Annotated in this window: 17 protein-coding genes; 2 read left to right on the top strand and 15 right to left on the bottom strand. The window is 59.4% G+C overall.

Annotated features, from left to right (window positions below; genetic code table 11):
* Nucleotides 1–41: 41 nt before the first annotated feature.
* From ACSQ20_RS20465 to ACSQ20_RS20420, 10 genes are all read right to left on the bottom strand, one after another.
* Complete coding sequence (locus ACSQ20_RS20465; RefSeq protein ID WP_436023671.1) at nt 42–917, bottom strand: autoinducer binding domain-containing protein; 876 nt, start codon at nt 915–917, stop codon at nt 42–44.
* Nucleotides 917–1684: a helix-turn-helix transcriptional regulator gene (locus ACSQ20_RS20460; RefSeq protein ID WP_436023669.1), complete on the bottom strand. Its 768-nt coding sequence runs from the start codon at nt 1682–1684 to the stop codon at nt 917–919. Before ACSQ20_RS20460 ends, ACSQ20_RS20465 begins: the two co-directional genes overlap by 1 nt.
* Before the next feature lie 1230 nt (nt 1685–2914).
* Nucleotides 2915–6142 (bottom strand): hypothetical protein, encoded by a 3228-nt coding sequence (locus tag ACSQ20_RS20455; protein WP_436023667.1) that lies wholly within the window; start codon nt 6140–6142, stop codon nt 2915–2917.
* 308 nt (nt 6143–6450) lie between these two features.
* The gene (locus ACSQ20_RS20450) at nt 6451–7371 is read right to left on the bottom strand and encodes an autoinducer binding domain-containing protein (protein WP_436023665.1); all 921 of its coding nucleotides are present in this window, start codon (nt 7369–7371) and stop codon (nt 6451–6453) included.
* A gap of 436 nt (nt 7372–7807) precedes the next feature.
* The gene (locus ACSQ20_RS20445) at nt 7808–8722 is read right to left on the bottom strand and encodes a hypothetical protein (protein WP_436023663.1); all 915 of its coding nucleotides are present in this window, start codon (nt 8720–8722) and stop codon (nt 7808–7810) included.
* A gap of 467 nt (nt 8723–9189) precedes the next feature.
* Entirely contained in the window at nt 9190–9738 is a 549-nt protein-coding gene (locus ACSQ20_RS20440; protein ID WP_436023661.1) for a GNAT family N-acetyltransferase, read from the bottom strand.
* Between the two features lie 232 nt (nt 9739–9970).
* The gene (locus ACSQ20_RS20435) at nt 9971–11524 is read right to left on the bottom strand and encodes a DMT family protein (protein ID WP_436023659.1); all 1554 of its coding nucleotides are present in this window, start codon (nt 11522–11524) and stop codon (nt 9971–9973) included.
* A 381-nt stretch (nt 11525–11905) separates the two neighbouring features.
* A complete protein-coding gene (locus tag ACSQ20_RS20430; protein ID WP_436023657.1) occupies nt 11906–12598 on the bottom strand; it encodes a hypothetical protein in 693 nt (230 codons plus the stop codon).
* Nucleotides 12599–12694: 96 nt separating this feature from the next.
* Nucleotides 12695–13066, bottom strand: a complete 372-nt coding sequence (locus ACSQ20_RS20425) for an avidin/streptavidin family protein (protein ID WP_436023655.1) — start codon at nt 13064–13066, stop codon at nt 12695–12697.
* Between the two features lie 86 nt (nt 13067–13152).
* Entirely contained in the window at nt 13153–13779 is a 627-nt protein-coding gene (locus ACSQ20_RS20420; protein ID WP_436023653.1) for a YceI family protein, read from the bottom strand.
* Between the two features lie 192 nt (nt 13780–13971).
* Between ACSQ20_RS20420 and ACSQ20_RS20415 the strand changes: the two genes are divergently transcribed.
* Nucleotides 13972–15135: an iron-containing alcohol dehydrogenase gene (locus tag ACSQ20_RS20415; RefSeq protein ID WP_436023651.1), complete on the top strand. Its 1164-nt coding sequence runs from the start codon at nt 13972–13974 to the stop codon at nt 15133–15135.
* A 5-nt stretch (nt 15136–15140) separates the two neighbouring features.
* On the opposite strand, the gene prpF is transcribed toward ACSQ20_RS20415, so the two are convergent.
* From prpF to prpB, 5 genes are read right to left on the bottom strand one after another with little or no spacing between them, the layout of a single operon-like run.
* Nucleotides 15141–16331: a 2-methylaconitate cis-trans isomerase PrpF gene (gene prpF, locus ACSQ20_RS20410; protein WP_436023649.1), complete on the bottom strand. Its 1191-nt coding sequence runs from the start codon at nt 16329–16331 to the stop codon at nt 15141–15143.
* A 32-nt stretch (nt 16332–16363) separates the two neighbouring features.
* Nucleotides 16364–18964 (bottom strand): Fe/S-dependent 2-methylisocitrate dehydratase AcnD, encoded by a 2601-nt coding sequence (gene acnD, locus ACSQ20_RS20405; RefSeq protein ID WP_436023647.1) that lies wholly within the window; start codon nt 18962–18964, stop codon nt 16364–16366.
* A 15-nt stretch (nt 18965–18979) separates the two neighbouring features.
* Nucleotides 18980–20623: an acyl-CoA synthetase gene (locus tag ACSQ20_RS20400; RefSeq protein WP_436023645.1), complete on the bottom strand. Its 1644-nt coding sequence runs from the start codon at nt 20621–20623 to the stop codon at nt 18980–18982.
* Nucleotides 20624–20658: 35 nt separating this feature from the next.
* Nucleotides 20659–21825 (bottom strand): bifunctional 2-methylcitrate synthase/citrate synthase, encoded by a 1167-nt coding sequence (gene prpC / locus ACSQ20_RS20395; RefSeq protein WP_436023643.1) that lies wholly within the window; start codon nt 21823–21825, stop codon nt 20659–20661.
* Nucleotides 21826–21847: 22 nt separating this feature from the next.
* A complete protein-coding gene (gene prpB, locus ACSQ20_RS20390) occupies nt 21848–22744 on the bottom strand; it encodes a methylisocitrate lyase (protein WP_436023641.1) in 897 nt (298 codons plus the stop codon).
* A 215-nt stretch (nt 22745–22959) separates the two neighbouring features.
* Here prpB and prpR point away from each other — a divergent pair, with 215 nt between their 5' ends.
* Nucleotides 22960–24915 (top strand): propionate catabolism operon regulatory protein PrpR, encoded by a 1956-nt coding sequence (gene prpR, locus ACSQ20_RS20385; RefSeq protein ID WP_436023639.1) that lies wholly within the window; start codon nt 22960–22962, stop codon nt 24913–24915.
* Nucleotides 24916–25554: the final 639 nt, after the last annotated feature.

Below are 25554 nucleotides of genomic sequence, written 5' to 3'. Positions count from 1 at the left end.
TTCCCGAAGCGGGTGATGACCTTCATGGTCCTCACCCGCTTTTATCGTGCGCTCTCGTATTCGGACACGGTCCCCGCGATATAGGCCAACTGCACGCGGTTGTGCGCGCGGAAAAAACTCAGTAACTGACGCACATGCTGGGCAACGCGATGCGGTTGCATACCGACGCTCGCCGCGATTTCGCGATCGCTCATGCCCTCGGTCACACATTGCAGAATCGAGCGCTGCACAACGCTAAGCCCATCGACGCTGATACGCGAAAGCAACTGGCTGGCGTACGGATCGACCCAAGCGTGCAGGCCGATCGCGATTGCATAGGCAGTGCCTGCGGTCGTATCGGCAATCCACGAACGCCCCGCCTGGCTGCTCGACAAAATTGCAAAGCAGCGCTCGAGCGGATTCGTCGTGCCAATGCCGATACACACGCCACTGCGCATACCAGCCGCGTTGGCCGCGTCGGTGAGTGGTTGGATTCGCGCTGTGCGCGATGGCGCGGGCGCTAATGAGGCGAGGCTGTCCACGTCCCACAGAAATGGCCATTCGACGCGGCAGGCCACATCGACGCGTGGGTCCACGGCAAAGAGGCTTTCACTGCAATAACGAGCGGCCCAGCCAGGGGGCGAATAGGTATCGAACCAGGCGAGCTCGACCACGCGCTGGCCGATGCGCAAGATCCGGCAGTAGCACAGCCAATCGAACCCGGCGCGGCGCAGGATATTGCGCATCAGTGCGCGCCGTTCGGAGCCTTCCTTCGTATCGTTGAGCTGTTGTGCGATTTGTCCGAGCGGCGCATTGCGCGGAATGAAAAGCGAGGACGGCCGCTCGGCGGTATGGGCGGCAACATCGTCATCACCGAAGAGGACCACATTGGCGGCTGCGCCGGTTGCAGGTTTTTGTCGGATCGTGGTGGTGTTCATCACATCACTCCCAGGCGGCCAGCCATGAATGCCAGCCGGGCTCGATTGGTGACGCCGAAAATTTCGCGCAGGCGGCGAAGCTGATAATCGACGTTATAGAGCGTCATGTCCAGACGTGTCGCGATTTCCTTATCGGATAACCCGTCGGAAACCAATGTGAGCACCCGCCGCTGCATTTCGGACAGCGCCCCACCTGAAATATCTTGATCGATGGCCCGCACATAAGCCGAGCAGCGTTGCTGAATCGACAAGCCGAGCGTCAGCACCTGAACCATGACGCTGTCTGTGATCCAGCCGGAATCGGCGTTGTAAGCAGACATGCTGACGACAGCACAAAGCGAACTGCCTGGGATGCGCATCGAGAATGCCAGACCGCTGATCTTTCCGTCGGTGTGCAACAGCGTCAGCCAGTCGCGGTAAGAACTGGGCCCCGACCCCGCGCGCCAGAGCCTGACCAGTTGCGGGATATCCCACGCGCACGGCAACGGGCTCGATATCAGCGCCTTGAAGCGTTCGTCGTTCAGGTAATGCCCATCGTCGAAGAAACGCGAGTGCGGCGGAGCAAGGTAGCTCTCCATCAGATAGATGCGCTCGGCTTCGCCGGACGGCGTCAAGCGCGCGGCGAAGTAGCGCAGCGAATCGAATCCGATCGCTCGAATCATGCTGCGCAACAGGCGCGACTTTTCATCGTGCGTGACGGCCGCCCCGAGCTCGGAAGCGATGTGCGTGTCTGCTCCAAGTTCCTCCTTGGAGATGTATCGCTGCATGTCCGTTTCTCGAAAGCGGATGACCTGCGCAACATGTGGGTGAGTGTGGCTTGACCTACTGACTGACTCCACGCGGCATCCTTTGTATCGTGTATGTGCATTGCACAATGCTTGCCATTCGCCGGGCGCTGTTGCGTCGCCGTTTGCGAGCTTGAACTTCGTCTAACGGGGGCGCAAGCGGGGAATGACCGTACCAATTATCGAATTCGGAGAAGCCATTGGTACAGATCGGAAAACATTGCTGAATCGAAGGCGATTACGTCCAGTTGTCATGCAATTAATTCCGTCAACTGCGTCTTTTGCATGAATGACAGCCGGCGGCGTCGCGCGACAAGCGCACAACGCATGACAACTTTTGCTGCCATCGGAAGGTCTTTGGGCAATGATCGCGCGATTGCCGACGAAGAGGCCGCGAGCCGGAATCGGTGCCGGAACAGGAACGAGTCTAACAAATTACATTCATTACGCATACGCTGAACGACAACAAAAATAGACGAACCAGTCAAGTCAGTCAGGCGCGGGCGCGCCGTACTCGGCACTTGACCAACGATAGGGCTGCCTTGGGATGTACATGCCATCGGCGTGGCGTGGCGGGCTCGCCCGCGATCAGCGGCGCGAGGTGCGCACGAGGGGAGCCGGTGCGAGCGGGTGAACTCGCAACCGTGCGTTTCCGATAGCCGGGAATCTGCGCGCCGATCGATCCGCGCTCGGCGGGGCTCGGCACTCCAGTGGCAGTGAACAATGCGCGGATCGAGGCCGGAGATCGACCATTTGCTGTAAGCGAGGTCGGCGTGTCGCCGCGCTGCTTACCTGCGCAATCCGATCCATTCAAGCGCTTTCACGCGACACCGTATTTGCGCGCAACTTTACTGCGGGGACGAGATGCAATGCGCGGCCAGATGCGAACACGTGCGCATTGCAGCGCAAAAATGCTCATTATCCAGCGCGATATATATGCGTATCGAATAAAACGATAAAAATTTTAAATGCGCAATGTTGGATAGACTTAATAAAATCTCATTATTCTGATAATAAACGCGTCATTCATCAGTGAATTAATCGGCTGAATTCGCGATCACATACATTTGTTCGCGGCAATGCACCATATTTTCCCATTCCTGTTATTAAATGGTGCGGAGCATGCATCAGAAAGGGGATGGCGGCATGAAGCGCGCAGTAGTGGCAGTCCCGCTCCCCCCTGGCGTTTGGGGAGAGCGGGCGTTCGCAAGATCAGACGATCGCTTTCGGGGGATTGTGCGCACGTTTGAATGTCAGTTCACGTTCGCCCGTCATTATGTTGGTTTTGGTTCTTCTCACCAGGAAATTGAACCCGCGGGTTCTTTGAATTCCATTCTCCTCAAATCCATACAGCAGCAAGCGCTCGAAGCTATTCGGGTCCTCGAGCATGGCCGCCACTTCGGCTTTTGCGTTGTCGATGGCTTGGCGATCGGCGTCGGTCAACGGGCGCCGGCTGTTCTCGAAGGAGCGCACGAAACTGAGCTTTTTGTTGATTTTCTCCGCCGCATCAGGCGACAGGTTCAAGCGCTCGCCGTAGACCTGATTGCCGCTCCTGTGCGTGAGCTTGACCCTGGTCAGAAACGTGTTGAGTTCTCGCTGGTTGCCTCCGAACGCGTCGCGCCAGCCGTCGTTATTGTTATCGACATAAGCGAGAAAATCTTTCGGACGGGGAAATTGCACATCGAGAAAGGTCTTGTCGGCGACGATCAGCCCATCTTCGTAGTAGGTGCGCAGCACGGCCATCGTCGATTTTTTGAACGCGGTGGCGCTCACACCGAGCGGTGGCAAGCTCGGTACCGAAGTCGATGCAACTGGCCCAACCTTCGCGTCGATCGAAGGGGCTGCCACGACAAGCGACGCCGCTCCTGTAACGCTCCGACCTTTTTCGCGGCCGTCAGTGGCCACGGTCAGGCTCCCCTTGGTATCGCGGCGTTTTTCGGTGCTGCGAAACCGGTTGCCGACGGCCGTGAGGAACGTGCCCCCTTTGTAGCCTGTAAGGGTCGTCGCCCGCAGCCCTCCCGAAACATTTGCGGAGCGGACTTTGGTCGATCCATCGCGTTCGATCCAGTTCACCGACAAGCACGGGTCTTTATAATGTGCGTCGGCAATTGCATTCCACAGTTCTTCCCGGGTGCGCGGCAACCCTCCGTCCGGCCCGCACGTCGACATGACGTGGATCAGATTCTTGAGCGTTTTGCGCCAGGCCGTGGTATTGACCGGATCGTCGTGGCTGGCGAGACGCGCACGGAATATGACACCGCGCTCGTTCACTTTCTCGGAGCCAGCCGAAACGCCGCCGTGCACGCTGGCGACCGCCACGCCGGCCGTCACGCCGGCATACACGCCCACTCCGCCGCTACGGACCCGACGCTCCTTCATGACGAGCTTCAGATGACCCGCGTGCGCCGTCGAGCCGATGCCGATGGCAAGTCCATTGCCGTTTGCAACGGTAACGTCGGGCCATGCCGCCGCACCGATAGGCAAGGCGGGCGTGCCGAAGTTCGAACCAGAGTTCGCCGTGAACGGCGTACCGCCTCCGTTCACGCGCTCCGCGCCTGCGCTATATTCCCAGGTCGGCGGGATGTGTTCGACAAACTCGTCCAGCACGTCGAAATTGCCTTGCGGTTCTTCGGGCGGCAGATAGTTGCGTTCGTGCATCCGCACCATGCGCGTCAGACATTGGTCCAACGTGGTGGGTGCGGGGCCATCGGTTGCATGGGAACGATGGCCATGGACGATAACCGCATCCATATCTGCGCCGAATTTCTCGGCCAGATCACGGAGGCGTACCGCGCTCATCACCTTGGGAACCCGACACAGCCTGCGGTTGGCAAGAATGTATTTACGATCGAGGTTCAGCGACTCTGCGACATCGCGGAGGATTTGCCTGCGGGCCTTTCGTCCAATGGGCAAGTCGTCACGCCAACGGCCGGTGTGGATGATTCTCTCTTTCCAGTGCCTGCACACCGCCGCGCCGATCGCAGCCTCCACAACGGCTGGGTCCGGCCTTTCGCCCGGCTTACGCGCCGGCTCGGCCAGTACAGAATTGTTGAGTTCCTTGATGACAACATCGATTGCGTGCGCCTGGCCGAAATCCTTCTCGGGGTGGTCAAGGAATACGCCGCCGGTGCCCAGTGCGAATGCAGCGAATGGAGAGTCTTCGGCGTTGCGCTGTCGAGCCATCGCGTCCTTGAATTCTTTCACGAAGGTCTTCATCCGCGATTGCGTCTCGGCGTTATCGCGCACATTCTTCTGCGCGGCCGTCACAATTCGAAATGTTCTCGATTGGATGATCGGCAAATCCGCTTCGTCAATATTATTTCGGAATGCGAAATATCCGCTGCGCATCGCAGAGGGCGGCTCAGCTGTAGGGTCCGCCATCAATTCCCGGCCGCAAAGCAACGCGCGAACGGCGATTGGATGCTCCATCAGCGCGTCGCGCAAGGGCTCGTCCAACGGACGCTCAAACCAAGAGAACCCGTTTCCCCCTTCGGGCGGCAGCGCGCGCCGTGCCGTCGCGACCAGTTCATCGAGATTTCGAGGCGGCGGAAATTCCGCAGGCCAGGCTTGCAACAATTCATGCGCTGCACGCAGCGTATAGATATGCGCATCCCGATGCACCTTCTCCTCGGTTTTGCTGCTGTATACGGTACAGCCCGTCATCGTGTTAGGCGCGATTTCGAGCAGTGCATCGAAACTGGTCGGGTCGAGCGCCAGCTGGCACTGCAGTGCGAACCGGTCATGCTCCAGCGCATCGTCGGCGACTGCAATCCGCCCTTGGAGCGCGCGGAACATGTCTCGCGCGCGCGGCACATCGCCATTCGATACTTCAGCGAGTGCGTTCGCCACCAGGACCGGCCTCAGATAAGGCATTTCTGTTTGCCCTTCGTTCGCAAACGCTGCTCGAATCTCGTGTGCGAAATCGAAGGCGTCGAGAGTTGCCGCCGTGGTATTGCCGTTGAACAATTGCTCGATGTACGCCGTTGCCTCGAACGGATCGCTGAGCATGTCAGGCGTGGATGCTGCAACGTCGCCAACATTGCCAAACAGCGCCTGAGCATTCTCCCTGCGCTGCTTATCGACAAGTTTCTGGCCGCCTGGCGCATTCGGCGTGCGCAAATGACCCCGAGTCAGTTTCAATTCGGGCTCTGCTGGAGCAGGCTTAATTTTCTGCGTCGAGCCGAGCGGGGTTGAAACAGTCACCCCGTAGGGCCGAGCAATGCGGCGCACCTTTTCGCGAAGCACCGTCCCAACGCTGGGCTCGGCGACGTCGCCGTTGCCCTTGTTGCGCGTCAACAGACTACCGAGCACCGTGCCCGGGCGACGTTGCATCGGCAGCGGCTCATTCGGCTGCGCGATGTTGTTCTGCGGGGCCTCGTTGCTCGGAGTTGCCCCGCTGCCGCTAGGCAGCAAACCATGCCGGATCGTTTTCCAACTCACTTCGCCTCTCCCATAACCTGTTCAGTCATGCCGGCTGAAGGTCTTCCGGATAGCCGTGTACGCTGCCCGGCCGAGCGTTGACCAGATGACTGACTATAAAAGTGGCCAAATGTAGTCACTTACACCGATGCGATGTAGTGACTTAAAAAACGAAGGGGAACATGCGCGCAAATGTTCGTTTGAACATTAAATGAGACTCATTCGATACTTTTGCGCTGCTGAAGGGGGGCGCGCAAGAGCCGAGCGCCCATGTCGGGCGTTCGATCTCTTGCGATGCGGTGGAATGTGATGCGAGGCGATGCAGCCGCTCAGGCTACCGTCGAGCTATGCGGCGCGTTCGAGGCGACGCTTGAAGTTGCACGCGCGATGTTGCGCTGCAAACCGCAGTCCTGGCGCCAATCGTCGCGGCAACCCGCAAGATAGGCGAGGTGCACGCGGTTTTGTGCGCCGTAGCGGCGCTTGAGCTGGCGAAGATGATAATCGACGTTGTAAGCGGAGGTGCCGAGTACGTCGGCGATTTCCTTGTCGCTCAGGCCCTGCGTCAATGCGGCGAGAATCTTGCGCTGCGTCTGCGTAATAGGCTTCGTAGGCGGCGCTTCGTCAAGAGAGGGCGCGTGGGCCAGCAAATATTCGTGCAAGGCTAGACCCACAGCATAGGCCTGGCCGACAACCCTGTCGCTGATCCATTCGCGTGATTCATTCGCCGCGCTAAAGCAGATTACGCTTTGGAACGGGCTGCGCGGGTTGGCCAATCCGAATGTGACGCCGCTTCGCAAAGCGGCGCGGTCGGCGTCGGTCAACAAGCTGTGCAGCCGGGACTGATCTCCTCCCGGCTTTTCGGCATGCGGCGCTTGCGCGAGCGAATTGAGGTCCCAGATCAGCGGCCATTCGCACTGGCACGCGAACGCCACGCGGGGATCGACTTCGATGTAGCGTTCGTTGATGTAATGCTCCGGCCATTCCGGTGCGGAGTACTCACGCACATATAGCGCGCGCGTCATCAGGTCGCCTGTGCGTGCGAGACGCCAATAGCAGACCCAGTCGAAACCGATGGTTCCGATTGTTGCCGAAATAACCAACCGGCGCTGCTCCGGTCCGTTCGCCGCGCTCAGCGCATCGACGATGGCTGAGCGGCCCGCCGTTGAAGATCGTTGCACGAATTCCGGCAGGCAATTCTGGCGACCGTCCAACATCAGCAGGCTGTGTTGGATGCTTTTACTGGTTTTCAAACTCTCCTCCTTGCCACGCTCGTCTTACTAATTTAGCGGGCGATGAAAAGGTCGACGCTCTTATATTTCGTAGTTATTGAATGTTGGAGCGCCGAATTTCTCGTTTGCCGTAAAACTGGCTGTTGCGGATATTCGAGGAGATGGGAAATCGAGCCAGATATCCCAGATAAATCTCCGTCGGATAAAACCAGCCGCCAATTAAAATCGATTGAGTTACTCTAAAGCCGCAAGGTGCGGTGATTTCTTTCTCGCGCGAAGTGCGATGCCGCTGAACGAAAATCCTGCATTGGATTTCGAATTGAAATATTTGAAAGCGTTTGGTGTTTTTTAATTACTTAGTTGTGCTTATTAAGCGGGTGGGCGGGTTTCGTTGTGCGGTTGTTGCGGGTTTCATCGCATCCGCGGCCGCTCGCCGGATGGACGAGCGGCTGCTTGTTCAAGCTGTCAAATCGTAAGCCAAATCGTAGGCCGCTCTATAGCCAGGCGGCACGATGCTGGCAGAACGTTTGAATTGCGCTGCCACTGATTGTTCCGCCGGGCCGGCGTGTTGCGCCATCGTGTCTTGCACTTCGGAGAGCAACTGCGCGAGTTGCTCGGAAGTGATCGCATTTTGCGTTCTTAACGAATGCGCGGTGCTCAGCAAGCGTTCGTAAGCCACGGCCCTATCACGCTCGCCGAGGTGGCCGGTAGCGGTGGCCAGCGCCGCAAGCGCGGGTAAACGTCGGCACGCAGGTTGAACGGCATCGGTTGCATCGAATACTTCGCAAAACGCCGCGTTGGCCTCATCCGGTGCGAACACGCTGATTCGACTGGCCAGCACGGCAAGCGGCTCGGGGCGGGGCAGCATCGACAATCCCAAGTTGCCGTCGATGTCCTGAGAAATGAAGCCCAGCGTATCGTCGGGGACGCTTGGCCCTTGAATACCGGGTTCACTCAGACGCGCGCGCAAACCAGACAAGTCGCGCACGGAAGATGCGGCCTGTTCCAATTGGGCGCTTCGGTCGTACGCGGCCTTGACATCTGGCGCCAAGAGATCGTGCGCCACCGCATGATCGAGCATAAAGCCCGGATATTCGGCCATGGGCCCGGACAATGTGTCGATTGCCTTGGATATCTCGGCATGCGCTTCACGCCAATCCTCAGGTGGGAAGGTCGAGATCTGGCCCACCGCCGCGGCCAGAAAATGAGCGCGCGCGAGCTCGCTCAAATGGTCGGTTTTCAGATTGGGATTGCTGGGGTCGAAGGATGTGAGCAGATCCTTTAACACGTCCAGCGAGTCGATACTCTCCGCCAGGCGCTTCATCCGAGGATTAATCACCTCGTCATGGGCCTTGCCGATGGCGGCTTCCAATTCAGGCGTTCTGAGATCCTTGGGCAAATCTTCGAAAGCAATGCGCCCCTGGCGCAGTGCTTCGAGTTGACCGTTCGTGGATGGCCATGCAATGACGCGCCTGGTGGCAACATCGAGCGCGGAAGCCGGGTTCGGCATCGAAGCCGCCTGCTTCACCGCTTCTCGGACGTCGTCGAACAGCGCTTGCAGCCCATCCTGATCCGGCCCTGCCGAAGCGGGTCGAGATGCGCTGCGCGATTCGCCCGCTTTGTTGGCGTAACCGAAGCGCGAAACGGCGCCGGTCTGGGAGCCGTGGTCCTGAATGCCGGCGAGGCGTGGGTCACGCCGCTGCGGTACAGCAGCCCCGGCCGGTGGCCGGGCGCCGTCTTGAGCGGGGTCCGAGGCGGTTTGGCTCGGCGTTCCGTCGATACGTGGCGCGATGCGGGTGGTCATGATTGCTTGGCCTGCTGGCTATGATGTGTCGAACTCTACACCGAGTCTTGCGCGAGACGCTCCGGATGGCGAACCGATGACGTCGCGTGCGCAAAATTCGGCCGTTTTTCGCCAATATCAGGGTGGCGAAGACCCTTTTTCATAAATGCGATCTCGAGCCCGTCGATCCATTCGGTATGCGTCAATGCATAGCCGCGTCGTTCGTAAAAGCGTCGATTCGCAACCATTTCCTGATTCAGGCATAGCCGCAAAGCAGGGAGGCGCAACTGCCGCGCCTGCTCTTGAGCAAATTGCAGCAATGCGCTTCCGAGGCCTTTCGCTTGCCGCGCGGGCGACACGGCGAGATTGGCGATATGCAAGTAATCGGGTGTGGCGACCAGCTCCAGCATCGCATCGATTGTTGCGTCGTCCGGGCTATAAACCCATACAGCATGGTTGCGCAACACCCATCCATAGTCTCGGCCAAGCGGTTCGGGCGCCGTGCCCACGATCGGAATCCACGGAGCGTAGGCCGCCTCGACCAGTGCGCGAATCGAAGGTTCATCCGCGCTAGTCGCGCGACGAAAGTCCATCGTCTTCAACACGTGCTCTCCTTACTGGATGGGCGGTATTGCGCACCGCACATAATCGGAAAGAAATACCGTAGAAGCAGACGCCGGGTTGCATTGGCGCCGAATGTGCGATTGCAAAATAGCGCGTGCGTCGAAGGGGCTTGGTGCGCTGGGCGAATTTATGTGTTGATGTGCGAACCGATCTCCCGGGCGGGCTATTAATTAATGTCGAATCCGACTGCATCCGGCGTTTGAGTCACTACGGCTAAAGGTTGGCGATCAATATTCCCGCTCCCGCCATCGCGAGCCCAGTCACCTGCGGCCACTTGAGCTTCTGATCCTTGACCATGTACATGAAGGTGGCCATCCATGCGAGGTCGACGAACTCGATGGGGCCGCGCACCGTCATCAAGTTGATGTGATTGTCTTGCGCGACGCGGTCGGCAATCGCCAAATAAACATATTCGAAGAATGCCCACTTCCAGCTGAACACCACGCGGGAGGTGGCGTCGACGATCTTTTGCAATTTGGGTTGTTTGAACGACAGCCACTTCGGCCGCATTTCGTCAGCCGTTTTCGTCGTGTGTTTGTACCAAGCGATATTTTTCAGCCCGGTTGCGGCGATCATCACCGGCACAAGACTAACGGCGGGATCGACCTTCAGCGCAATAGCGGTGGCGGCGGCCATCAATGCCTCGGTGCTCCACAAGATCGTATTGAAGCGCTTTTTCATCTTCTCCGACTTGGCTGCGGACGCGTTCTCGGCGTCGCTGGCAACCTCGCCGAGTTGCTCGGACATCTTCGGGATGGCTTTCAGCAATTTGTCGCAGCGCCTTAACTGCCGCTTTAATTCGGCGACATCGACGTCCGGCGGAAGTGCCTCGGGCGCCGACAAAATGCCCTGTATCCCGTCGCGCAACGATTGCAACTGCGTGCAGACCTCGCCATTCAGATGCTCGACGAGCGCACGCGCGTCCTTTTCGCGCTCTCGCAACGCGATGTGCGAGGTACGCGGATCAGCGTTCTTTAAGCCGGGCGTGACGTTGCGTACAGCGGCGAGCATGCGGGATAGCTTCGAGTCGCGTGGTTCGAGTTCGTGCAGTATTTGATCGATCCGCGGCAATTTGGAGTCGGGCTTGTTTGCGACGATGGCGCCGCCCACTACCACCGCGAGTCCCGCAAAATTCTGCGCTTCGAGCGGCTCGTGCTTGAGGAATTCGAGAAACACCGTGAACCAAGCCAAATCCATTGTTTGGCCGATCGCCCGAACCTTCGAAAGGTCGCCTGATTTATCGGCAATGTTATTCGCGCTGGTAACGGCAATGTATTCGAGCAGCGCGGGAACGGTCCAACTGCTGAGCGCCTTCAACATCGTCGCCACGGCTGTCCTTGCCGCTGAACCGGTGAGCCCTGCAGCGCCGAAAAATGCCAGTACGTTGTCGTCGGTAAAGACGGGCAACGTTTGCCCATACCACGCCGCGGTTTTCAAAAAGGTCGCTATGAAGGTAAGCGCGATCGCCTGAAATTTAGGAGACCTAATCATCCGCATCATCAGGCGATGTCGTTCGGACTCGTCAATATCGGCAAGTGCGTGGGCATTGATATTCGTAGTGGTGGGGTCGTTGGCCGCCGGCCCAAGCACGACGAATGACCTGATAACGTTCAGCAACTCATCCGCATTCGCGGCGAATTCGTCTGCGCTGGCAAATGTCGTCAGGTTGAGCTTCGCGGCGATATCGGGGGGGAGTTCCTGCTGCAGAAACCTAACGCATTGGTTCAGCTGATCGAGGCTTTGGCTGAGTTCGCGGGCCGCGTCCAACGGGGTAGGCGAAATAGCCCGCGCAGCGTGAGCGCTTGAGAGCCGTTCGATTTCCGTTTGGGGGAGTGCGTCCGATGTTCGCGCACGCTCCAGTGCCTTCGGGTCGGGCTTTCTTATGCTGCTGCCACGCGAGCTCGATGCGCCTGCGGTGTCACGATGCCTTCTCAGCGGCAGACCGGGAAAACGCGGTTGGTTTGTACCGCTACTCGAAGGTTCGCTCGGCAACGGATGATCGTTGGGAAGATGATGCGGATCGATGGGCCCCTGGTTATCCGAATTCCGAGACGGTGGCGTAACGCCCATAGCTATTCCTGTTGTTGTCGTTTCCGTAGCGGTTGCGGCAATGCGTCCGCATTCGTTGAGAGACAAGGGACAACCGATTCAAATCGGCAGATATCCTTTTTCCCAAACGCGTACGTTGCCTGACTCGGGCCTCGTCGGACCGAAATAGGCGTCGTAGTTGCGAACGCGATTAGCATCCGGCATCAGAATGGACTGCAAAAAGAACGTTTTGCCGTCGACCTCCAGGCGGCCGCTATTGTCCAGCGACAGTTGGGTTCCCTGTCGCTCGGCGTTCGTGAGACTGAAGCGTCCGACCGTGAAACCTTTCTCGTTTCTCAGGATGATCCCTGCGATTTTCTCGGGAAGCGTCACGGCATCGCCGGTGCGGCCGTGCACATACTTGACGTTTGCGGGTACCGGGAGCGCTTTTTCCGGTTCGGGGACAACGATGGGTTCGCCAAATTTCCCTGATTGGACTTCGTAGAACCTGCGGCGGCCGGTCTCATCGAGATTGACGACGCGAAAGCGCGCGACGCGCTTGGGATCGCTTCCGATGGTTTGGTCCGGCTGAGTGAGAACGGTCCATTGCGTGCATCGCGCCGCGACATCCCACGGTTCGCCATCAACGGTGACAGTGTTCCGCAATCGGAGCATATCCAGCGTCGGGTTGTCCGTCTGCGGAGTGGCGGTGGGTTCAGATTCCTTAGGCGCGCGCGCAGAATACTCGTGCGGTGGTAACGCACCGTCGCCCGGACGCGCGGCACCGGGGCCGCCGGATGCTGAAATCGACATAGAGCCTCCTTGAGAATGGCTCAGATCGTATTTCAAGCAGGGCATGCGGCAAGCCGGTCGAACGAACAACGATGCGGTTACGCGAATGAAACGATGTCAGGAAACGCGTTTGAAGGTATCGGCGCTAGTCGTCATCGAGCGCCACCAATTGAGCTTTTTCACCGCAGCCGGTTCTCCGGCAGCCGACGCTGTCAGCGCCGCGTCGGCTACGACAAACCACAGTGTTTCCATACGCCCTTCGCGGATCATGCCGGTATACGAAACGATGACGTCGCCCGCCGGCCCTTGTCCAGCTGCCGCAAAGCACACGCAGTTTCCTTGATGGATGCCCGAAATTCGAACGTCCTGCCCGTAAAAGGCACTATCAGGTAACGCGGTTCGAAACATGCCTGCCAGCTTTCCATTGGCGTCGTCGATGATCTCTACGATCGACCCATACTGATTCCGCCATTTTCCAATCCAGTTCATCGCTAAAGCCTCCTAATGATGCAGGGTGCCTCGATGAACCGCATCGCACGTGCCCGCATCGGCGGCGACGAATCAACGGCTGCGGGTCAGCGGCTGCGGGTCAGCGGAACGAAGCGCGCGTGCACGACCAAATGAACATCGTCGCCCACGGTCGCGGGCCAAGATGTCAAGCCGAATACGGATCGGCTGAAATGTCCGTCGGCCGAGAACGAAAGGGCATCGCCGTGCGCGAGCATGTCGTGAGCATTGGGTTCGAATAAAACGACCAGTGTGATGGGCCGCGTGGTGGTGCGTATCGTTAAATTGCCGCTCAAAATCGCTGAATCGGCGCCAGTACGAACGAAGCGTGTGCTGATGAAGCGGATGACAGGGTAACGATCCGCATTGAGAAATCGTGGGCTCTTCGCGACGCGAGCAGCAAACAGTGCCGTTGTATCGAGGCTTTGCGCATCGATGTTCGCGGCCAAGCGCAGTGCGCTGACGCCCCCCGCTGGCTGCTCGAGCAGGGCGTCCACGCGGCGAAAGTGCAGGGTCAAGCGCGAACGTCCGGCAAGTTCGAGCGCGAAAGCGATGTTCGAATGTTGCGGTTCCAATCGATACAGCCGCGGTGTCTCAAGCTGCTCCGCTGCCTTGGTTGACCACGTCGTGAGCAATAGCAGCGCTGCACATGCGTTCGCCACGCAACACATGAAGAAGGCTGACGGGCGAGTCATATCGGGTGCTCCGTTTTCGTCTACGCAACGCAAACACGCCGCGATGCCGTTTTATTCCGGCTTAGAAACGGTTAGGGCTATTGCTTGCGCAAGGCCATTGCTTGACAGGCGGTAATTCGACATTATTCGCAGGTAGCCCATGCAGACCGGTCCGCCCGTGGACGGCGCAAGCGAGACATGAGAGGAGTTCGCATGAATAATTCTTTCCGTTTTCAAACTGTACCGACGCTTATCGTCGAATTCGGTGCGGCGCGTCGCATTGGCGCGCTACTACGCGAACGCTATCCGTCGCACCAGCGGCTCGCCCTCGTCACGGACGGTTTTTTGCACAAGAGCGGGTTGTTGGCGCCGGCGCTGGCCGACTTCGAAGCAAACGGGTGGGGCGTAACGATCATCGATAACGTCATTGCAGACCCAACCGAGGGTGTCGTGCTTGAGGCCGCGTCGATTGCTGCGGGTGCCGATAGTGAGATCGTCGTCGGGTTAGGTGGCGGATCGTCGATGGATGTGGCGAAGCTGGTTGCCGTCTTGCGTGCAAGTGAACGTCAGGCACTGACAGACATGTACGGCGTGAACAAGATCGTGGGGTCGCGTGTTCCGCTCATCCAGGTACCCACGACAGCAGGCACCGGTTCCGAGGTTACGGCCGTATCGATCGTCACGGTAGGCGAATCGAAAAAGATGGGCGTCGTGGCGCCGCAGTTAGTGGCCGACCTCGCGATTCTCGATGCCGAGCTCACGCTGGGACTGCCGGCTGCGGCGACGGCGGCAACAGGCATCGATGCGATGGTGCATGCAATCGAAGCCTATACGTCGGCGCGGCTCAAAAATCCTTTGTCCGATATGTTGGCCATGAAGGCGCTGCAGTTGCTCGATGCGAATTTGCTGCGCGCGTGTCGCGACGGTCAGGACCGTCGAGCTCGGGAAGCGATGCTGCTCGGTGCGACATTGGCGGGTCAGGCGTTTGCGAATGCGCCCGTGGCGGCCGTGCATGCGCTGGCCTATCCGATCGGCGGTATCTACCACGTACCGCATGGTCTTTCGAACGCGCTTGTGTTGCCCCATGTGATGAGATTTAACGCAGAAGTGGCGGCGCCGCTTTATGCGCAGCTTGCAGGGGCGATTTTGTCGGACGTGTCAGGAAGCGTCGAGGCCAGGGCGCAGATGCTGATCGAACATTTGGAACGGATGATCGAAGCCACGGGCATTCCAAAGACCTTGCGCGAAGTGGGCATCGAACGCAGCGGGCTCGATCGTATGGCGAAAGATGCGATGTTGCAACAGCGTTTGTTGATCAACAATCCGAAGCCGATGACGGAAGTGGATGCGTTGGAGGTGTATATCGCGGCATTTTGAGCGGGCTAAGTTAAAACCGCAGGCACCCGTACCCATCCCTCCATCAACACGCGCGCGCTGCGGCTCATGACGGCCTTCGTCACGACCCACTCGTCGTTTTGCCGCTTCGCCTGCGCACCCACGCGAAGCGTCCCTGATGGGTGACCAAAGCGCACCGCATCGCGCTCGCCACCGCCCGCGGCGAGATTGACGAGCGTGCCCGGCACCGCCGCCGCGGCCGCAATCGCGACCGCCGCCGTGCCCATCATGGCGTGATGCAATTTGCCCATCGACATCGCGCGTACAAGCAGATCGATATCATGCGCCGCAACCCGCTTGCCGCTCGACGTTAGATAGTCAGCAGGCTTTGCGACGAAGGCAATCTTCGGCGTATGTTGCCGCTTGGCGATCTCGTCGACATTCTTGATCAGCCCCATGCGCAACGCACCATATGCCCGAATGGTCTCGAACTTGGCTAGCGCTTTCGCGTCGCTGTTGATCGCATCTTGCAGCTCCGCACCGGTGTAGCCAATTGCCGCCGCATCGACAAATATCGTCGGAATGCCCGCGTTGATCATCGTTGCTTTCAACATGGCAAGCCCCGGCACATCCAGATCATCGACAACATTGCCGGTCGGAAACATCGCACTACCGGCGCCATCTTCTTCGGCTGCCGGGTCCATGAATGCCAACTCGATTTCGGCCGCGGGAAACGTCACACCGTCGAGTTCGAACTCTCCCGTTTCCTGCACGGCGCCCTGCGTCATCGGCACGTGCGCGACGATCGTCTTCCCGATGTTGGCCTGCCAGATACGCACGGTCGTGATGCCGTCGTGCGCGACACGATCGACATCGATGAGCCCGCTGCCGATCGCAAATGGGCCCACCGCTGCCGACAAATTGCCGCAATTGCCGCTCCAATCGATGAACGGTTCATTGATCGATACTTGCCCGAACAGATAATCGACATCGTGGCCGGGCCGCGTGCTCTTGGCCACGATGACGACCTTGCTCGTGCTCGATGTCGCGCCGCCCATGCCGTCGATGTGTTTTCCGTATGGATCAGGGCTGCCGATCACACGCAACAACAATGCGTCACGTGCTGGCCCTGGCACACGTGCGGCCTCGGGCAAGTCCTGCAGGCGAAAGAACACGCCTTTACTCGTGCCTCCGCGCATATAAGTTGCGGAGATCTTGATCTGCGGTGCGTGAACCATAAATTAGGTGTCCTAAGCAAATTCAAAAGCTATCAAGCTGAAGCGCTCGCCGCCGATGCGAGAAAGTCCTGCGCAAAGCGCTGCAATACGCCACCGGCCTCGTAGATCGACATTTCCTCGGCTGTATCGAGCCGGCATGTCACCGGTACCTCGATACGTTCGCCATTTCGTCGATGAATCACGAGCGCGAGATCGCCGCCAGCGTCGCGCTCGCCGATCACATCGTAGGTCTCGGTGCCGTCGATGCCCAACGTGATGCGATTGACGCCGGGCTTGAATTCGAGCGGCAGCACCCCCATCCCGACAAGATTCGTGCGATGAATCCGCTCGAACCCCTCCGCGACGATTGCTTCGACACCGGCAAGCCGCACCCCCTTGGCTGCCCAGTCGCGTGACGACCCCTGGCCATAGTCGGCGCCTGCGATGATGATCAGCGGCTGCTTGCGTGCCATGTAAGTTTCGATGGCTTCCCACATGCGTGTGACCTTGCCTTCAGGTTCGATGCGCGCGAGCGAACCGGCCTTCATCACGCCGTTCGCCACCACCATTTCGTTTTTCAAGGTCGGGTTGGCGAACGTGGCGCGCTGCGCCGTCAGATGATCGCCGCGATGCGTTGCGTATGAGTTGAAATCCTCTTCGGGCAAGCCCATTTTCGTCAGATATTCGCCTGCGGCGCTGTCGGCAAGAATGGCGTTCGACGGCGATAGGTGATCGGTCGTGATGTTGTCGCCGAGCACCGCGAGTGCTCGCATGCCATTAAGCGTTCGTTCGCCGGATAGTGCACCTTCCCAGTACGGCGGCCGTCGAATATAGGTGCTGCTCGGCCGCCAATCGTAAAGCGCACTGACCGGCTCGCTCGAATCGGCCGAGCGCGCAAACATCGGCTCGTACACCTGACGAAATTGCGCGGGCTTGACGCTCGACTCAATCAGAGCGTCGATTTCCTCGTCGGTCGGCCACAGGTCTTTTAACGTGATCGGCTGGCCGTTTGCATTGACGCCAAGCGTATCGTTCTCGATGTCGAAGCGGATTGTGCCCGCAATCGCATAGGCAACAACGAGCGGCGGCGAAGCAAGGAAGGCCTGTTTGGCGTACGGATGAATGCGCCCGTCGAAGTTGCGATTGCCCGAGAGCACGGCAGTGGCATAGAGGTCTCGCTCGACAATCTCTCGTTGTATCGCCGGATCGAGTGCGCCGGACATGCCGTTGCACGACGTACACGCATAGGCAACCACGCCGAAGCCCAAACGTTCGAGCTCGGGCAGCAGGCCGGCTGCTTCAAGGTAGAGCGTCACGGCTTTCGAACCAGGCGCGAGCGAGCTTTTGACCCAGGGTTTGCGCAGCAAACCGTGCCGGTTGGCATTGCGGGCGAGCAGGCCCGCCGCAATCATGTTGCGCGGATTGTTGGTATTGGTGCAGCTCGTGATGGCGGCGATGATGACGGCCCCATCGGGCATCTTGCCGGGCTCGTTTTCGACCTTGCCGCTGATGCCGTGTGCCGCGAGTTCCGAAGTCGGCACGCGCTTGTGTGGATTCGAAGGCCCGGCGATATTGCGTGTCACCGTGGACAAGTCGAATCGCAATATGCGTTCGTATTGCGCATGCTCGAGGCTCTCCGCCCACAATCCAGTGGCTTTCGCATAGATCTCGACGAGTTTGACCTGTTCATCATCACGCCCGGTCAGCTTCAAATATCGGATGGTTTGCTCGTCGATGTAAAACATCGCGGCGGTGGCGCCGAACTCTGGCGCCATGTTCGAGATCGTGGCACGATCGCCCAGCGTCAAGCGCGCGACTCCTTCGCCGTAAAACTCGAGGTATGACGAGACCACTTTCTCGTTGCGCAGAAACTCGGTCAGCGCGAGCACGATGTCCGTTGCAGTGATGCCCGGCTGCCGCGTGCCGGTGAGCTCGACGCCGACGATATCGGGCAGACGCATCCATGACGCACGGCCGAGCATCACGCTTTCCGCCTCCAGCCCGCCCACGCCGATCGCTATCACGCCGAGTGCATCGACCATTGGCGTGTGCGAATCGGTGCCGACGAGCGTGTCGGGGAACGCCACGCCATCGCGCATCTGAACGACTGGGCTCATTCGCTCGAGATTGATCTGATGCAGGATGCCATTGCCGGGTGGAATGACGTCGATGTTTCGAAAAGCCCGCTTCGTCCAGTTGATGAAGTCGAACCGATCCTCGTTGCGCCGATCTTCAATAGCCCGGTTTTTAGCGAACGCATCTTTGTCGAACCCGCCGCATTCGACGGCCAACGAGTGGTCCACCACCAGTTGCGTCGGCACCACGGGGTTGATCAGCGCGGGGTCCCCGCCTTGCGCGGCGATCGCGTCACGCAGCCCCGCCAGATCGACGAGCGCGGTTTGGCCGAGGATGTCGTGGCAAACAACGCGCGCAGGGAACCACGGGAAATCGAGCTCGCGTTTTCGCTCGATCAACTGCCCGAGCGCGGCCTTCAACAGCGTTGGATCGCACCGTCGCACGAGGTTCTCGGCGAGCACACGCGAGGTATAAGGCAGCGTTTCAAAGGCGCCCGGCGCAATGGAATTAACGGCGGCGCGCACGTCGAAATAGTCGAGGCGGGTGCCCGGCAGTGGTTTGCGATGTTCGATATTCATCGGGTGATCAAGACGTTATTGGTCGATGGCGGCCACGGAGCCGGCCCGTTTACGAAGCTCGAATTTTTGGATCTTGCCGGTCGCCGTCTTCGGTAACTCGCAAAATTCGATGGCGCGCGGCACTTTGAACCCAGCCAAGTGCGCCTTGCAGTGCGCGATCAATTCGGCGGCGGTTACCTTCGCACCCGCTTTCAGTTCGACGAAAGCGCAGGGCGTCTCGCCCCATCGTGCGTCGGGCTTCGCGACCACGGCTGCGGCCAGCACATCGGGGTGGCGGTACAACACATCTTCGACTTCGATGCTCGAAATGTTTTCGCCGCCCGAGATGATGATGTCTTTGCTGCGATCTTTGATGCGGACGTAACCATCGGGATAGATCACGCCGAGATCGCCCGAATGGAACCAGCCCGCGCGGAACGCCTCTTCGGTTGCCGTCGAATTCTTCAAATAGCCTTTCATCGCGATGTTGCCGCGGAACATGATTTCGCCGATGGTCTCGCCATCGGCCGGCACCGGTTGCATCGTGTTCGGGTCGAGCACGGTAAGGTCGTCTTGCAGATGATAGGGGACACCTTGTCGTGCGTTCAGGCGCGCACGCTCGGAAATATCGAGCGTGCGCCACGACGGCTGCTGCGGGCAGACTGCAGCGGGCCCGTACACTTCGGTCAACCCGTACACGTGCGTGAGTTCGAAGCCGAGCCGTTCGAGGTTCTCGATTAGCGCAGCAGGGGGCGCCGCACCGGCCACCATTGCGCTGACGCGGTGCGTGATGCCCGCTTTCAATTCGTCCGGCGCATTGACAAGCAGGTGATGGACGATCGGCGCGCCGCAGTAATGCGTCACGTGTTCGTTGCGGATCAAGTCGAAGATGGCTTGCGCTTCGACTTTGCGCAGGCAGACGTTTACGCCTGCGCGCGCGGCAACGGTCCACGGGAAACACCAGCCGTTGCAGTGAAACATTGGCAGCGTCCACAGGTATACGGCGTGCTTCGGCATATCCCATTCGAGGATGTTGCTGATGGCATTCGTATAAGCGCCGCGGTGATGGTAGACGACCCCCTTCGGGTTGCCCGTCGTGCCCGAGGTGTAGTTCAGGCTGATCGCGTTCCATTCGTCGGAGGGCAGTTGCCATTCGAATGTCGGGTCGCCGCTTTCGAGCAGCGCTTCGTATTCGATTTCTCCGATTCGATCGCCGGAGCCGGTATAGACCGGATCATCGACGTCGATGACGAGAATCGGCCGCTCGACCGACGGTAGCACCGTGCGCATCAGGCCCGCGAACTCGCGATCGACAAGCAACGCCTTGGCCTCGCCGTGATTGAGCATGAAGGAGAGGGTGGGCGCGTCGAGCCGCGTATTGAGCGTGTTGAGCACCGCCCCGGCCATGGGAATGCCGAAATGCGCTTCGACCATGGCCGGAATATTCGGCAGCATGACGGCGACCGTATCGCCGATGCCGATGCCGCGCGCATGCAGCGCCGACGCAAGGCGGCGCGTTCGCGCATACGTTTCCGCCCAGGTTCGTCGCACGTTGCCGTGTACGACGGCGAGCGCGTTCGGGTACACGTTTGCCGTGCGCTCGATGAATTTCAACGGCGTAAGCGCGGTGAAATTCGCGGCGTTTTTGCCGAGCCCTGCTTCATACATTTCGGCGCTCATGGACCTTCTCCAGTCGGTGTGGCCGGTCTCGTCGATCAACGCTTCTCGATCGGCACAAACTTCATATTTTCGGGACCGGTGTAATTTGCGCTGGGCCGGATGATCTTGTTATCGATACGCTGCTCGATCACATGCGCGCTCCAGCCCGAAGTGCGCGAGATGACGAAAAGCGGCGTGAACATCGCGGTCGGCACGCCCATCATGTGATACGACACCGCGCTGAACCAGTCCAGATTCGGAAACATCTTCTTCGCGTCCCACATCACGGCCTCGAGCCGCTCGGCGATATTGAACAGCTTCATGTCGCCGGCTTCCTTCGACAGCTTTTTCGCGACCTCTTTGATGACCTTGTTGCGCGGGTCCGAGATTGTATAGACCGGATGCCCGAAGCCGATCACCACTTCCTTGGCCGCCACGCGCTGGCGGATGTCGGCCTCGGCCTGGTCCGGGGTGGTGTAGCGTGATTGGATCTCGAATGCCGCTTCGTTGGCGCCGCCATGCTTTGGCCCGCGCAATGCGCCAATCGCGCCTGTGATGGCGGAGTAAAAGTCCGAGCCGGTTCCGGCAACCACGCGCGCGGCAAACGTCGACGCGTTGAATTCGTGTTCGGCGTAAAGATTGAGCGAAGTATGCATCGCGCGCACCCACGATCCGGACGGCGCCTTGCCGTGCAGCAGATGCAGGAAGTGCCCGCCGATCGAATCGTCGTCGGTTTCGACTTCGATGCGCCGGCCGTTGTGCGAGTAGTGATACCAGTAAAGCAGCATCGAGCCGAGCGAGGCCATCAGGCGATCGGCGATATCGCGTGCGCCGGCGATCGCATGATCGTCCTTTTCCGGCAGCACGGTGCCAAGCGCCGATACGCCGGTGCGCATCACATCCATCGGGTGCGCCGCGGCCGGTATCCATTCGAGCGCGGCTTTCACGTTCGCGGGCAGTCCGCGCAACGCCTTGAGTTTGCTTTTGTAAGCGGCGAGCTCGGCTTGCGTGGGCAGCTTTTCGTGCACGAGCAGGTAAGCGATTTCCTCGAATTCGCAGGCGGTGGCGAGATCGAGAATGTCGTAGCCGCGATAGTGCAAGTCGTTGCCCGTGCGCCCAACAGTGCATAGGGCGGTATTGCCCGCGCTCACACCCGATAGCGCGACCGATTTCTTGGGCTTGAAGCCGCCTTGTGCCGGTGCTTCGTTACCTGCTTCACTCATGACATCGTCTCCAAATCATCGATTACTTTTGGGCGGCAAACAACGCGTCGAGCTTGTCCTCGTACGCGTGATAGCCGAGATATTTGTATAAATCTTCGCGTGTTTGCATGGTGGGCACCGCGGCTTGTTGCGTGCCGTCGCGCAACACCGTCTCGTAGAAATTGAGCGCGGCCGCATTCATCGCGCGATACGCGCCGCAGCAATACAACGCGATATCGACATTGGCCTGCCGTAATTCATCGACCGTAAAAAGCGGTGTCGAACCGAATTCGGTCAGATTCGCGAGAATCGGCACGTTCACCGCTTGCTTGAAGCGGCGGTAATCGTCGAGCGTCTTCATGGCTTCCGGGAAGATCATGTCGGCGCCCGCTGCGACATAGGCCACTGCGCGCTCGATGGCCGATTCGAGCCCTTCTGCCGCCGCCGCGTCGGTGCGGGCCATGATGACGAATGAATCGTCGGTGCGCGCATCGACCGCCGCCTTGATGCGATCGACCATCTCGGCAGCCGGCACGCATTCTTTGCCGGGCCGGTGCCCACAGCGCTTTTGTCCGACCTGATCTTCGATATGCACGGCCGCGACGCCCGCCTTGATAAACGAGCGGACAGTGCGTGCAATGTTGAATGCGCCACCCCAGCCCGTGTCGATATCAACAAGCAGCGGCAGCGAGCAGGCGTCCGTGATGCGGCGAGCATCGATCAGCACGTCTTCCATCGTGCTGATACCGAGATCGGGCACGCCCAACGAGTTCGCGGCAACGCCGCCGCCCGAGAGATAAACGGCCTTGAAGCCGACGGCTTCGGCCATCTTCGCCGCATACGCGGTAATGGCACCGACCACTTGCAGCGGTTTCGCATCGGCGAGCGCGGCGCGAAACGCGGCGCCTGCGCTAGCTGATTGCTGTTTGACTGAGTTCAACGTCGATTCCCTCCCATGAAGGCGGACTGATTGATATGGTCGGCAGACAATAGCAAGGTGCGGACCAGGATTACAAAGGACTCCTAACTTATTGATTAAACAGACTATTGAATCCAAGCGGATGCGAATCGATATTTCATCTATGAAATTTTGCATTTCATAAACGAAATGATCGGGCTCATAATGAGCACTTTGTCGTCGCATCAAGGTATTACATGAGCCGCGCTATTTCCGATCTTGCTCCTCGGCCCGTCATTTGGGCATTCGGTATCAGCCGCCTGCGCGATCTTTTCTTCGAGATTGTCGGCGAGTACGAGGCCCGCGCTGACTTGCGCATCATCGCGCGCGCTTACGACGATGCCGTTCATGAAGTTGACGCGGCTGGTGCGAGGATGCCCGATATCGTCGTCGCGGGCGGCTCCAACGCCGCATACCTGAAAACGCGCATTCCCGTGCCAGTCGTCCAGATCAACCCGAGCGGTCTCGACATCATGCATTCGCTCGCGCGGGCACGCCGCCAATCTGCGGCGGTCGCGCTTGTCAGCCCCGGAGAGACACCGCCCGAGATTCGCGACTTCGTTGCCGCCTATGGGCTCGACGTCGTGTTTTCGTCATATCGTTCGGCGCCGGACGCGCAAGCCTGCGTTCTCGATTTACGCGAAAAGGGTGTGGAAGTCGTGGTGGGACCCGGGCTCGTGGCTGATCTGGCCGCGACGGCCGGAATGAGCGCCGTGTTCCTCTATTCGCATGCGTCGGTCCGCGCCGCCTTCGATGCAGCGCTCGAAGTAGCCGAAGCAACACGTAGTGAGGCCAGGCGCCGCCAGCATGTCGACAATTTGCTTCAACACTTGCGCGACGGCGTCGTTGCGCTCGATGCGCAGGGGCGCGTAGAAGCGATTAATCGACGCTTGGCGGCCGCGCTTGGCATCGATCCGATAGCGGCGCCCGGCAAAGCGCTATCCGAACTCGCGCCAGCCCTTGTCGGCTCGTTACCCGAAGTAGACGGCGATGTCCTGCTATCAGTTCGCGGGGTCAGCTATCTCGTGCACCGGAGCCCGCTGGCAGCAGGCGGTGAAGAACAGGGCGCGGTGCTCACGTTCCAGGAATCACGAGCGGTGGAGCGGCTCGACCGTACGTTGCGCTCGAAACAGTTCACGCATCAGTTTGCGGCGCGGTATCGGCTCGAGGATCTCGTCGGGCAAAGCGCATCGATGGAGCACGTGCGCGCGCTCGTGCGCCGTTACGCGAAATCGGATGCGACCGTCCTCGTGCTCGGTGAAAGCGGTACCGGTAAAGAAATGGTGGCGCAGAGCATGCATCGATTGAGCGCACGCCGCAAATTCCCGTTTGTCGCCATCAATTGCGGGGCATTTCCGGAAGCGTTGCTCGAGAGCGAATTGTTCGGCTATGAGGAAGGGGCGTTCACCGGAGCGCGCAAAGGCGGCAAGGCGGGATTGATCGAAGCGGCGCATCGCGGCACGCTCTTTCTCGATGAAATCGGTGAAATGCCGTTGCCGCTGCAAAGCCGGCTGCTGCGCGTGTTGCAAGAGCGCGAAGTCGTGCGCCTCGGTGCGACCGAGCCGACGCTCGTCGATATTCGTGTCGTCGCGGCAACACACAAGGGTTTGTCACGGGCGATAGAGGACGGCACGTTTCGCGCGGACCTTTACTACCGGCTCAACATCCTCAGCATTGCGCTGCCGTCGCTGCGTGAACGCGGCGCAGATCTGCTCGAGCTCGCGACTGAATTGTTGCTGCAAGCGGCACGCCGCGAACCTCGGCTCAATGCGCGCATACACAACGCCGACGATGCGCAGCGGCTGCTCTCGCCAATCGAAGCGCTGGTGCGTGACTACGAATGGCCCGGCAACGTGCGCGAATTGCAAAATGTCATCGAGCGGATTGCCGTGGAGTTGGCCGATGCGGATACGCTCGCGTCGACGCGCGGACCATTGACGCGCGAGGCTATGCAGACCATCGCGCCGGAGCTGTTTGCCCGGCAGCGACGTCCCGATGCCGACAGCCAAACATTGCGCGAGCGCAGTCGTCATGTCGAAGCGAGCGAAATCCGCGCCGTGCTCGCCGCATGCAACGGCGATCGCGATGCGACGTGCAGGGCGCTCGGGATAAGCAAAACCACGCTGTGGCGCAAGCTGAGCGGTGCGCGATAGCGGTACGGCTATGCGGTTGTTTCGTACTACGAAATATGAATACGTCTAAGGAAAAGGCGGAGAGCCAGTTCCTATACGGCAAGGACTAAATTCCCAAACGATTAAGCAAGACATCGCGAATTCGCCAGTGCCAAATAACATCCGTGGGGGCAAACATTGCCGCGATGCTAATTAGAAGCGATCGAATCTCCAACTCGGGCGAAATTACCGGTTAATTCGCAAGCCGCGATTGCGCGCCGATGCATTGCACCCTGCGCGCCAACAACGGAGTGACCGTTCGATGAGGTCGTTGTATGGCGGTTACACGTCGCTGGCTGGCGTATGGCGCCCGGGCGCTGTGTGGATACAACAGGTACATTCACCGATCAAGTTTTCTTCCCTCTGGGGCATCGTAGCTAGTCAGGCATAACTGGCAAGGCGGCAAACGTTTGCGTTAAAAAATGTTAATTCTTTACGAACGTCAACTCGGCAATCTACGGGCCGCAATGTTTTACTTTTCGTATTGACGTCGTATAGAATCCGCCGGTCTAGCAAAAAGCAAAAAGAAATAACGCGGCAACACGTTGGCCCTTGTTTCAAGCCCATGTACTTGCCGTGACCGGTTCAGCGAACCATGATCATCGGCTTACGGGGTGTGAC

Origin of the sequence: Trinickia sp. LjRoot230 (assembly GCF_964253315.1) — a bacterium.
Taxonomy (GTDB): Bacteria; Pseudomonadota; Gammaproteobacteria; order Burkholderiales; family Burkholderiaceae; genus Trinickia.
This window is presented reverse-complemented; position numbering and strand designations above follow the sequence as displayed.